The organism is Thalassospira mesophila (genome assembly GCF_002115755.1).
Taxonomy (GTDB): Bacteria; Pseudomonadota; Alphaproteobacteria; order Rhodospirillales; family Thalassospiraceae; genus Thalassospira; species Thalassospira mesophila.
Genome location: NZ_JFKA01000003.1, coordinates 86,935 through 98,977, shown reverse-complemented (window position 1 = coordinate 98,977; position 12,043 = coordinate 86,935). Strand labels below are relative to the sequence as shown.

Sequence of the window (12,043 nt, the reverse complement as noted above, 5' to 3'; positions counted from 1 at the left end):
GCGAGACGGGAACTTCGGTCAATGGCTCCGCCACAGACGATAACCGCGCGAAAATTTTAAACCAATGAGGATGGATGTATTGCGATAGGGGCGACAGCCCTAGGCTATCACACGCGTCAGGTAATAATTGTGCTGACCGAAAGGGACGTCTCACAGGCGGGATGTAAAATAACTGTGGCACTGGACGCCCCGCCGCCAGGCCGCGAGGACCGCGAAGCCCCCTGGGAAAACCCCATGCCGTCTGTTTCCTGATCTTTCTTGATCTCATACATGCGCTGGTCCGCCAGATCGACCAGCGAATGCGGTTCTTCTATTTTGTCTTCGATCCGCTCGGCAATGCCAACACTGCAGCGTTGCCGGCTGCCGTCGGGCAATTCCGCCAACCCTTTGTCAACCACGCGCCGCATCACCTCGCGCGCCTGGCCGGTTGTAAGGCCGGGCAGCAGAACCAGAAACTCCTCGCCGCCCCAACGCACAACCACATCGCCCCGGCGCAGGCCTGCAATCAGGCTTTCGCCGCTTTTGGCAAGGATACGGTCGCCACGATCGTGGCCAAACTCGTCATTAACCTGCTTGAAATTATCCAGATCCACAAACGCCACCGAAAACGGGCGGCAATTGCGCCGGGCGGCTTCAAACCCCAAAAACAGCATTTCACTGCCAAAACCCCGGCTATAGGCCCCGGTTAACGGGTCCTGCGCGATCTGGCGAATATTGACAATTGTGCGATGCAACTGCAACAGCGCCGACAGACCGGCGGTCAGGGTCATAACGAAAAAAAGCACCCGGGTCGGCATCACACCCGCACTGACCACACCAGCCCCGTCGGGAAGCAACCCCGAAACATCAAGGGCCGCGGGTATTGCCAAAAAGGCACAGACCTCGATCAGCGACAGCGGCATTGCGGCGAGCAGCATGCCCATGGCCAGCAATAACAGCGCGTGGGTCATGATGGAGGCATCAGACGCCGCAGGATCGGCCAGCGATAGTGCAAACAGCGCCCCGCCAGATAACATCAGCAGCGAAAAAGGCAGCAAGGGCAGCTTGCGCCGCAACCGCGCACCGATACGCCCGTCAAGCACCACCCATAACGCCACCAGCACAACAGCCAGCCGCGATACATTTAGCAAGCTGGCAGACAGCAACGTTTCATAGCTACCATCCCAGAACGGGGCACAGACCATAAACAGAAGAACAAACCCTGCTGCCAGCCGCCCGGTATGACGTAAAATTTCCGAGCGGCGCAGACGCAAGGCATCATTGTGAAAAAAAGGCACAACAAGATCGCGACAATCACATCGCAATCGCCCGCGAAGGGTAAATGATAAGGGAGATTGCGAGGCTGGCACCAAGGGGCTCCGTCACCTATTTCGACCAGGAGCACCCAGCGCCCCGGAAATTCGAGGCTATCCTCACCTTATAATTGCAAAATGACAACTATCCATAAGAGCAGCAAATGCGCAATAAAAGTGAATTGGCGCCAAATTTTCTGAATTATTATGAATATAGACTGGGTATTGTACGCAATATTTGATGGTAAATACTGAAATGATAAAGGGGCAACCTTGCGATTGCCCCTTTATTCATCAGACTATTCATCATACTTGCTGACAATGAACTGACATTATAACTGCCAGATCATCCCCACAGCTTTGCCTCGGGCAATGCCATCACACCTTTTGTGAACTCTATGCCATTTTCACGGTCTTTTGCCATCCACAGCGGGCCGTCAAGATCGACAATGCGTGCCTTTGCCGCCACCACCATGGCCGGTGCCATCGCAAGCGATGTACCCACCATGCAGCCCACCATCAATTGCATTCCAGCCGCAAGGGCCGCATCGGCAAGTTCAAGCGCGCCGGTCAGACCACCGGTTTTATCGATCTTGATATTGATCATGTCATAAAGCCGGGCCAAACGCGGAATATCGGCCACGGTATGAACCGATTCATCAGCACACAGCAAAACCGGGCAATCAATGCCTGCCAACCCGTCATCACTGCCCGCTGGCAAGGGTTGTTCGATCATTTCAACACCCAAAGCATCCAGCTCGGCCCCGATATCGCGCAAAAGCTCGATCGACCATGCCTCGTTGGCATCGACAATCAACCGTGCGTGCGGTGCGCCTTCACGCACGGCGCGCACCGATTCCAGCACGTTTTCGCCGTTCAGCTTAAGCTTCAAAAGCGGCGCTGACGCCGCCTTTTTGGCTGCTTCACGCATGGCATCCGGTGTATCAAGGCTTAGCGTTTCAGCCGTCACCAGCCCTTCGGGGGCCGGGGCTTCAAGACCCGGCAAATCCCAGACCCGACGGCCAAAACGTTTGGCCTCCAGGTCCCAATAGGCACAGTCAACCGCGTTGCGCGCAGCACCGGCCTTCATCGCATTTTGCAATTCGGCCCGTGTCATTCCGCGGTCAAGCGCATCGGCCTGGGCGTTGATATCGGCCATCACCTGATCAATCGACTCGCCATAGCGGGCATAAGGAACACATTCCCCGCGCCCGCTAAATTCACCATCGCTGAGCGTAACAACCACAACTTCCGCCTGGGTTTTTGCCCCGCGTGAAATTTTAAAGGCTGTTCGCAACGGCCAGACTTCGGATGTGACGCTTAATTTCGGCACATCAGATCTCCTGCAACTTGTCGACAATCGGGGCAACGCCGTTGCGCACCGGGTCCACACAGGGCAGGCCAAATTCGGCCGACACATCCGCCATCAGCTTTTTCGCCGCTGCGTCATCAAGGGCCTTGGTATTAATGGCAAAACCCACCACCACACAATCGGGGTTGGTCAGGCGCGCGTGCATCAGGTTAACGTCCAGCGTGGTTTTCAAATCCGGCAGGGAATAGCCGGGCAAGCCGCGCATATGGGTCCGAGTCGGCTCGTGGCAGACCACAAGGGCATCGGCCTGCGAGCCATGCAAAAGCCCCATCGACACACCGGCGAACGATGCATGGAACAGGCTGCCCTGCCCCTCGACAACGTCCCAATGATCCGCATCATTGGCCGGGGCAATGGTTTCAACCGCGCCGGAAATGAAATCGGAAATCACGGCATCCACCGAAATGCCTTCGCCGGCAATGAAAATACCGGTTTGGCCGGTGGCGCGGAAGGTCGATTTTATGCCGCGCTTTTTCATTTCGGCTTCAATCGCCAGGGCGGTGTACATTTTACCAACCGAACAATCGGTACCAACGGCCAAAACGCGCTTGCCGCTGCGTTTTTCGCCATTGCCAATCGGCAGTTTGCCGTTGAAATGGCGCACATCAAACAGCTTAACGCCCTTGGCGGCTGCGGCTTCAACCAGTTCGGGGATCGTGGTCAGCTTGGTGTGCAAACCATTGGCAATGTCCATACCGGCATCAATTGCGGCCAGCAGGGTTTCCATCCATGCCGGTCCGATAATGCCGCCACGATTGGCAACACCCAGAACCAGGGTTTTCACACCGGCTTCGCGGGCCTCGGCAATCGTCATATCTGGCAGGCCAAGATCGGCATGGCAATTTTCCAGACGCAATTGGCCCTTGCACCATTCCGGGCGCCATTGTTTGATGCCAATGGCGGTCTTCGCAGCCAGCTCATCCGGGGCATCGCCAAGAAACATTAGATAGGGATGTTCGATTTTCATTCTTTACCTCCTTGACCAGCGTCCAAGCGCTGAACTTATAATCTGGAAGCGACTATAGCCTGAATAGGACGTTTCCTGCCAGATTTACTCTTGGGTCATATTCGGCTATATCGTTAGATGTTCGCATTGAATTCGGAAAAAATGACCAAAAACCGAAATTTATTCGACCATTTGCCAACTTAAACACAGTTTGTTGTAAAGGATGCCGGTAAAAACCGGTAAAAAAGCAATAAACTGCAATTATGAAGGACGGGCGTGAAAGCGCCCGACTTATGATGAGTACGGATCTCAAAACGTGGCTGTCCGAACGAAAAATTGAAGAAGTCGAATGCATTGTGCCTGACATGTCAGGGGTGGCACGCGGCAAGGTTTTGCCCACCCAGAAATTTTTGCGCGGGGTCGAGAACAAAAGTCTCGCCATTCCCGAGGCAATTTTCTGCCTGACGGTCACCGGGGGATACCCCGAAGAAACCGATGCCTTTTTAGACCCGGCCGAAAAAGACGTGGTGATGGTGCCTGACGCCGAAACCATCCGCGTTGTTCCGTGGTATGAAGAGCCGACCGCCCAGATCATCTGCGATTGTTACCATTTCTCGGGCGAGGAAGTTTCGATTTCTCCGCGCAATGTTCTTAAACGGGTTCTCAAACAGTTTGAAAACCTGGGCATGCGCCCGATCATTGCCCCGGAACTTGAATTTTATCTGGTTGCCAAAAACACCGATCCCGACAACCCGCTAGAACCGCCGGTCGGGCGGTCGGGCCGCCCGGAACGGGCATCAAACGCCTTTGGCATTGATGCGATTAACGAATTCGACCCGTTGATCGAAGATCTTTACGATTATTGCGAGGCCATGAATATTGACGCCGATACCATGAGCCACGAATCGGGCCCGGCCCAGCTGGAAATGAACTTTAACCACGGCGAGCCGCTTGAACTTGCCGATCAGTCATTTTTGTTTAAACGAACACTGCGCGAAACCGCCTTAAAACACGGTGTCTATGGTACCTTTATGGCCAAGCCGATGGGCAATACACCAGGCAGTGCGATGCATATTCATCAAAGCCTGCTTGATATCGACACCGGTAAAAACCTGTTTTCCGATGATGACGGCAAAAACTCCAAACTGTTCTTAAACTATATTGGCGGCCTGCAGCGCTATTTGCCTGCTGCCATGCCATTGCTGGCCCCGAATATGAACAGCTATCGCCGGTTGCAACCGTGGTCCGATGCCCCGATCAACATGCATTGGGCACTTGATAACCGCACGGTTGGCCTGCGCCAGCCCAACGGCCCGCCCAGCGCACGGCGGATCGAAAACCGCATTCCCGGTGCCGATGCCAACCCCTATCTGGCGATTGCGGCATCGCTTGCTTGTGGTCTGTTGGGCATTCAGGAAGAAATCGATCCGACAACACCGATCGAAGGATCGGGCTATGACCGGGCGCATTCCCTGCCCCGCCATATCCACGAAGCCCTGGCGAAATTCAGCCGGTCACGGCCGCTCAAAGAACTGTTGGGCGACGAGTTTTCAGCCGCTGTTCTGGCCGTAAAAGAAGCCGAATGGAATGCCTATCAGACCGTGATCAGCGCATGGGAACGCGAGCATCTTCTGCTTAACGTTTGATCCTGACGGTTTTAACCACGCTTGAATTCAAGCAACAATTGCGCCGGAACACCCGTTTCGGCGCAATTATTTTATGCCCTGGCCAAAATTAACGGCAGAAAGTTCAAAATACGCCCAAACATAAATTCAGGTGTTTGATAAAGTCCGAAATCGTTTCAGGATTACGTATGGCGTGGGAGGACTTAGGGAGGCCCCCATGATAAATGACGTTGCCACCAGGGAGGCACCGCAAAATGAAGCCAAACAAAAAATCTATCAGCCTGATTGCCATTGCGACCGGCCTTATGGGTCTTGCCCATAACGCATCTGCACAAGAAGTTTTAAATATTTACAACTGGTCGGACTATATTGCCGAAGACACCGTCGCCAATTTTGAAAAGGAATTTGGCGTCAAGGTTAACTACGATGTCTATGACAGCACCCAGATGGTCGAAGCAAAATTGCTGGCGGGGAACTCCGGCTATGATCTGGTGGTGCCAACACTGGCCGACGCCCAACGCCTGATCAAGGCGGGGCTGTTTTTAAAACTCGACAAGGCACAACTGCCCAATTACAGCAATCTTGACCCGGCAATTTTAAAACAAACCGCCAAATACGACCCCGATAACGCCTATGCCGTGCCCTATTTGTGGGGCACAAACGGCATTGGCTATAACGTGGCCAAAATCAAGGAAGTGCTGGGCGACGACGCGCCGGTCGATAGCTGGTCGCTGGTTTTTGACCCCAAATATGCCGAGGCCCTTGGCAAATGCGGGCTGACCATGCTTGACGATCCCAGTGAAATTGTCCCGCTTGTCAGTGCTTATCTGGGCACGGCGGACGCCCCGCAAAGCAACGAAACCGTTGAAGCGGCGATGACGCAGCTGGAAAAAGTTCGGCCCTACATCACCTATTTTCACAGCTCGCAATACATCAACGATCTGGCAAATGGCAATATTTGCGCCGCCATTGGCTGGTCAGGCGATGTTTATATGGCGGCATCGCGCGCCGCCGAGGCCAATAACGGTAACGAGATCAAATATGTCATCCCCAAGGAAGGCACGTTGATCTGGTTTGACACCATGATGATCCCGGCCGATGCCCCGCATCCGGACCTGGCGTTAAAATTCATCAATTACATTTTGCGTGGCGATGTCAGTGCTGCCATCACCAATTATGTCGAATATGCTGGCCCCAACCTGGCCGCGATGGACATGATCGAGGATCGCATCAAAAACAATCCCGGTGTTTACCCGTCTGACGAAGTCAAGGAACGGCTGCGTTCCAAGGTCGAACCGGGGCAAAAGGTTCTGCGTACCCGTACCCGGCTGTGGACCAAACTGAAAACCGGCCAATAGGCACGCCGATAATGACGTTCGGGGGTTTGTTAAAAACATAAAATTGTTGGCTTGCCGATATCTTGTGTTTGACAAATCCCCGAACGGTTTAAAGGATAGATCAGCGCGTGCGGGGGCACCATTCCCCGTTTGCCGGTCTCAACGCTGTCATTAAGGGAGGCACAGCGATATGTCGTCATTGAAAAAATGCACCACCAGCCTGATTGCGCTGGTCGCGGCCGTTTCGGCCCATGCGACCATGGCATCGGCCGAGGATGTGTTAAATGTCTATAACTGGTCGGATTATATTGCCGAAGACACGGTTGCCAATTTCGAAAAGGAATATGGCGTAAAGGTCAATTACGACGTTTATGACAGCAACCAGGTTGTTGAGGCCAAATTGCTGGCAGGCCATTCAGGCTATGACATCGTGGTGCCAACCCTGGCCGATGCCCAGCGCCTGATCCAGGCCAATATTTTCCAGAAACTCGATAAATCGAAATTGCCGAACTACAAAAATCTCGACCCGGCGATTTTGAAACAAACCGCCAAATACGACCCGGACAATGCCTATGCCGTGCCCTATATGTGGGGCACCAATGGTTATGGCTATAACGTTGACAAGGTTAAGGAAATTCTGGGCGACGACGCGCCGACCGATAGCTGGGCGCTGATTTTTGATCCGAAATATGCCGAACCGCTGTCAAAATGTGGCCTGACCCTGCTTGATGACCCGGGCGAAATGGTCGATCCGGTTAATTTCTATCTCGGTAATGGCGACAAACCGCAAAGCAAGGAAACCATTCAGGCCGCGATGACGCAGCTTGAAAAAGTCCGTCCGTTTGTGACCTACTTTAACAGCTCGCAATATATCAACGACCTTGCCAACGGTAATGTCTGCGTCTCGGTCGGTTTTTCGGGCGATGTGTTTATGGCGCGCGATCGTGCCGACGAAGCCGAAAACGATGTTCACATCAATTATGTGATCCCGAAAGAAGGCACGTTGATCTGGTTTGACACCATGCTGATCCCGGCCGACGCCCCGCATCCCGATCTGGCGCACAAATTCATCAATTATGTGCTTGATGCCCAGGTCAGCGCCTCGATCACCAACTATGTCACCTATGCCGGTCCGAACCTGGCAGCGATGGAATATGTGGATGACGAGATTAAAAACAATCCCGGCATTTACCCGTCAGACGAGGTCAAGGCCAAGCTGCGCGCCAAGGTCGAACCTGGGCCCAAATTGCTGCGTGAACGTACCCGTTTGTGGACCAAATTGAAAACCGGTCAATAAAGTCGCGTATCAAAAAACCGATATATACAAGGCGCGGCATCCCCGCGCCTTGTTTTGTTTATGACTCGCATTGTCCCGCGCAAAGCAAAGCTTCGCATTTGCAAATGTATGGTTCGCAAACCCCGCTTACCCGAAGCAAAAATTGCTCAATTACTGAACAGTAGCGCCCATTTTTCCCGCATTTCCGGCAAAATTTGCCCCCAACCGTTCGAAATATCGCACAGCACTCTTTACAGATTGCGGAATTGCTTCATCCTGTTAAGCAGAAAAAAGACAAATAGTATCTCAACATCAGACGGGAGAATCCTGGTGTCGCAGGGGGCCAATCAGCAAGAGGCGCAGGCAGGCGTACAGTCAAGCCAGCCGTGGAACGATCCGGATGCGGTACCGTTTATCCGGTTTGAAAAAGTAACCAAAAAATTCGGCGAATTTTACGCCGTCGACGATGTATCGCTCGACATTTATCGCCACGAACTTTTTGCCCTTCTGGGCGGTTCGGGCTGTGGCAAAACAACTTTGCTGCGCATGCTGGCCGGGTTTGAAGAACCCTCCGCAGGCAAAATTTTCATCGATGGCGTCGATATGGCCGGGGTGCCGCCCTATGAACGGCCCACCAACATGATGTTTCAATCCTATGCGCTGTTCCCGCATATGAGCGTTGAAACCAATGTTGCCTTTGGCCTGCATCAGGATGGTTATTCAAAGTCTGAAATCAAAGACCGCGTTGCCGATATGCTCGCCCTTGTGCAAATGAGCAAGTTTGCCAAACGCAAACCGCATCAGCTTTCGGGCGGGCAACGCCAGCGCGTCGCCCTTGCGCGCTCGCTGGTCAAACAGCCCAAGGTGCTGCTGCTTGACGAACCGCTGGGCGCGCTTGACAAAAAGCTGCGTGAACAGACCCAGTTTGAACTGGTCAATATTCAGGAAAAGCTTGGCACCACCTTTGTTATGGTCACCCATGATCAGGAAGAAGCCATGACCATGGCCTCGCGCATTGCGGTGATGAATGACGGGGTAATCAAACAAATCGGCACCCCGTTCGAGCTTTACGAATATCCCAATTCCCGCTTTACCGCCAATTTCCTGGGCCAGGTTAATCTGGTTGAAGGAACGCTGATCGATGATGATGAAAAATACGCCATCATTCGCTCGGACGATATTGGGGGTGATATTTATATCGACCACGCCGTTCAGGGCCATGAAGGCACCACGCTTTGGGTTGCCCTGCGCCCGGAACGCCTGCGTCTTTGCACCGAAAAACCCGACGATAGCGGCCATAACTGCTTTGCCGGCAAGGTCGAGGAAATCGGCTATCTGGGCGGCCTTTCGACCTATCACGTGCGCCTTGAAAGCGGCATGCGCATCAAGGTCAGCGAACCCAACACCCATCGCCACAACGAACCGCGTTATACATGGGAAGACAAGGTTTGGGTCACCTGGGAGACGGGGTCCGCCTCGGTGCTGAACCAATGAGCGAGATAAAACCAACCCTTAAACAACGTTTTGACCGCTGGATGATCCGGCATGGGCGGGTTCTTGTTATTGGCTTGCCCTATTTGTGGCTGTTCCTGTTTTTTCTTGTCCCGTTCCTGATTGTTTTAAAAATCAGTTTCGCCACCGCCGAATATGCCCAGCCGCCTTATAGCGCGCTGTTTCAGTGGGTGGATGAAGGGGTTAATGTTGCCATCAACTTTGGCAATTACCTGTTTTTGCTCTCCGACAGCCTCTATATCACCGCGTATCTGAATTCGATCCGCATTGCCGCCATTTCAACCGTGATCACGCTGTTGATCGGTTATCCCATGGCCTATGGCATTGCCCGGGCCAAGGGATCAACGCGCAACCTGTTGCTAATGCTGGTGATCCTGCCGTTCTGGACCAGTTTTTTAATCCGCGTTTACGCCTGGATCGGTATTCTTGACCGCGAAGGGCTGATTAATGCCGCCCTGATGGGGATGCATATCATTTCCGAACCGCTGATCATGCGCCAGACCGAATTCGCGGTTTATATCGGCATTGTCTATACTTATCTGCCCTTCATGATCCTGCCGCTTTATTCAACACTGGAAAAAATGGATGGCAGCCTGCTTGAAGCCGCCCTCGACCTTGGCTGCAAGCCATGGAAAGCCTTTTTAAAAATCACGCTGCCGCTTTCAATGCCAGGCGTTTTGGCGGGCTCCTTGCTGGTCTTTATACCTGCGGTCGGTGAATTCGTAATCCCGGAACTTTTAGGCGGACCCAATACCCTTATGATCGGTCGCACCCTGTGGAACGAATTTTTCTCCAACCGCGACTGGCCAATCGCCTCCTCTGTCGCCATCGCCATGCTGATTTTTCTGGTCGTGCCAATTATGTATTTTCAGCATATTCAGGGTAAAACCGAGGAGGCCGGGAAATGAGCGGCAAACGATCAATCTTTCTGACCTCGGCATTGTGTTTCGGCTTTGCCTTTCTCTATGTGCCCATCCTGCTCGTGATCATTTATTCGTTTAACGAAGGCAAACTGGTTACGGTCTGGGCCGGGTTTTCAACCAAATGGTATGTCGAGCTGTTTCAGGATGACGGCATGATCGATGCCGCCTGGAACAGCCTGCGCATTGGCGTTATGTCGGCAACCCTGGCCCTTGCCATTGGCACCCCTGCCGGGCTGGTGATGTCGCGTTTCGGGCGTTTTAAAACCCGCACCATGTTTTCCGGCATGATTGCCGCCCCGCTGGTGATGCCCGATGTGATTACCGGCCTGTCGTTACTGTTGTTATTTGTCACCATGGAACAGCTTATCGGCTGGCCTGAAGGCCGCGGCATGACCACCATTGTCATTGCCCACACGACGTTCTGTGCTGCCTATGTTGCGGTTGTCGTTCAGTCCCGCCTTGCCGGTATGGACAGCTCGATCGAGGAGGCGGCAATGGATCTGGGAGCAAAACCGACCAAGATTTTCTTCCTGATCACGCTGCCGATGATTTTACCGGCCCTGATGGCGGGCTGGCTTTTGTCCTTCACCCTGTCACTTGACGATCTGGTGATTTCCAGTTTCGTGGCCGGGCCAGGCTCCACCACCCTGCCCATGAAGGTGTTTTCATCGGTCAGGTTGGGGGTATCACCGGAAATCAACGCACTGGCCACCCTGATCATTGTTGCCATTTCCATCCTGATCATCATCGCCAGCATCCTTGTCATGCGTTCAGAACGGCAACGCAGCCGTCAAGCCCAAGATAGTGTCGACGTGTCGATCTAACGATACCAAGACCCAAAACACGCCTCCGCTCAGCACCTTGCAAACAGCCCCGGCTTTATATAACCGGGGCTGTTTTGTATCCGGTCCATACTCCGCATTTATGGTGCGTACCGTGCCCACATGACCGAACGCAAAAGGGGTGATGCCCGATCAGACATCACCCCTTTTGTGCTAACAGCCAAATTTCCGATCACAGAACGGCAGGGGCATCCTGTAATTCGACACGGGTATTTTTCATCACTGGAATTTCGGCGCGCCAAAATTCGACAACGGCATTTTCGGCCGCGTCGGAAAAATTAATGATCATGTCTTCAAGGGCATTCTGGCGCATCAGCACCACCACCCGCTCGGGAACCTGTGACATTTGCCAAAGCCCCAATATCAGGGCAAACGAATTTGCCATCAGATTTCGGGCTTGCTGTTGGGTAATGGCATAAATTTCGGAAAGCGCATCGGCGGTACGTTTGACCATCGCGGCCACATACCGTTTATGTATCAACACGCTTTCATCATCGGCACCTTGCTCTAACACGCCATGAGACAGCGATGCCAGATACAAAAACCGTGATCGTTGCACAAGATAATCGACAAACTGGCGTGCAACACGCAAGGCATCACGATCAGCAGGGACCAGAAGGGCTTCCTGCTCGATCGCTTCCAGATTATTCTCGCTCCATCCCTTGAAAAAGCGACGGAGGACTTCAAGAAACAAGGCCTCTTTGCTGGAAAAATAAAGGTATAATGTGCCTTTGGCCAAGTTGGCCTTTTTTGCAACTTCCGCCGCAGACGGCAGTTGCCCCTCACCTTCCAGAAAAAGCGCCTCGGCGGCGTCTATTATATCGTTCCTGCGACGCAGCTTTTGTTCATGGCTGCGCGCGCGAACGAGGCATTCGTTTTCCATCAATTGTTCTTCCCCGGTCTTCTCCCCGGCGGATT

General features: G+C 53.3%; 10 protein-coding genes. 6 read left to right on the top strand and 4 right to left on the bottom strand.

The window, feature by feature from the left end; all coding sequences use genetic code 11:
* Positions 1–116 precede the first annotated feature (116 nt).
* The 3 genes from TMES_RS08315 to dgcN all read right to left on the bottom strand — a co-directional run bounded on the left by TMES_RS08315 (position 117) and on the right by dgcN (position 3,631).
* On the bottom strand, positions 117–1,277 hold the full coding sequence (locus TMES_RS08315; protein ID WP_143589589.1) for a GGDEF domain-containing protein: 1,161 nt from the start codon (positions 1,275–1,277) through the stop codon (positions 117–119).
* Between the two features lie 361 nt (positions 1,278–1,638).
* Complete coding sequence (gene dgcA, locus TMES_RS08310; protein ID WP_143589588.1) at positions 1,639–2,625, bottom strand: N-acetyl-D-Glu racemase DgcA; 987 nt, start codon at positions 2,623–2,625, stop codon at positions 1,639–1,641.
* A 1-nt stretch (position 2,626) separates the two neighbouring features.
* Positions 2,627–3,631 carry an N-acetyltransferase DgcN gene (gene dgcN / locus TMES_RS08305; protein WP_085581414.1) on the bottom strand — a complete coding sequence of 335 codons (1,005 nt, stop codon included), beginning with the start codon at positions 3,629–3,631 and terminating at the stop codon, positions 2,627–2,629.
* Positions 3,632–3,906: 275 nt separating this feature from the next.
* On the opposite strand from dgcN, the gene TMES_RS08300 reads away from it, so the two are divergent.
* The 6 genes from TMES_RS08300 (at position 3,907) to TMES_RS08275 (ending at position 11,107) form a co-directional block, all read left to right on the top strand.
* On the top strand, positions 3,907–5,256 hold the full coding sequence (locus TMES_RS08300) for a glutamine synthetase family protein (RefSeq protein ID WP_085581412.1): 1,350 nt from the start codon (positions 3,907–3,909) through the stop codon (positions 5,254–5,256).
* A gap of 233 nt (positions 5,257–5,489) precedes the next feature.
* Positions 5,490–6,593 (top strand): polyamine ABC transporter substrate-binding protein, encoded by a 1,104-nt coding sequence (locus tag TMES_RS08295; RefSeq protein ID WP_085581410.1) that lies wholly within the window; start codon positions 5,490–5,492, stop codon positions 6,591–6,593.
* A gap of 169 nt (positions 6,594–6,762) precedes the next feature.
* The gene (locus tag TMES_RS08290) at positions 6,763–7,869 is read left to right on the top strand and encodes a polyamine ABC transporter substrate-binding protein (protein ID WP_085581408.1); all 1,107 of its coding nucleotides are present in this window, start codon (positions 6,763–6,765) and stop codon (positions 7,867–7,869) included.
* A gap of 309 nt (positions 7,870–8,178) precedes the next feature.
* Complete coding sequence (locus TMES_RS08285; protein WP_085581406.1) at positions 8,179–9,342, top strand: ABC transporter ATP-binding protein; 1,164 nt, start codon at positions 8,179–8,181, stop codon at positions 9,340–9,342.
* Positions 9,339–10,268 (top strand): ABC transporter permease subunit, encoded by a 930-nt coding sequence (locus tag TMES_RS08280; RefSeq protein WP_085581404.1) that lies wholly within the window; start codon positions 9,339–9,341, stop codon positions 10,266–10,268. The genes TMES_RS08285 and TMES_RS08280 overlap by 4 nt, the downstream gene beginning before the upstream one ends.
* Positions 10,265–11,107, top strand: coding sequence for an ABC transporter permease subunit (locus TMES_RS08275; RefSeq protein WP_085581402.1), 843 nt, complete (start codon positions 10,265–10,267; stop codon positions 11,105–11,107). The genes TMES_RS08280 and TMES_RS08275 overlap by 4 nt, the downstream gene beginning before the upstream one ends.
* A gap of 190 nt (positions 11,108–11,297) precedes the next feature.
* Here TMES_RS08275 and TMES_RS08270 read toward each other — a convergent pair whose 3' ends face one another.
* Positions 11,298–12,008, bottom strand: a complete 711-nt coding sequence (locus TMES_RS08270) for a TetR/AcrR family transcriptional regulator (protein ID WP_085581400.1) — start codon at positions 12,006–12,008, stop codon at positions 11,298–11,300.
* Positions 12,009–12,043: the final 35 nt, after the last annotated feature.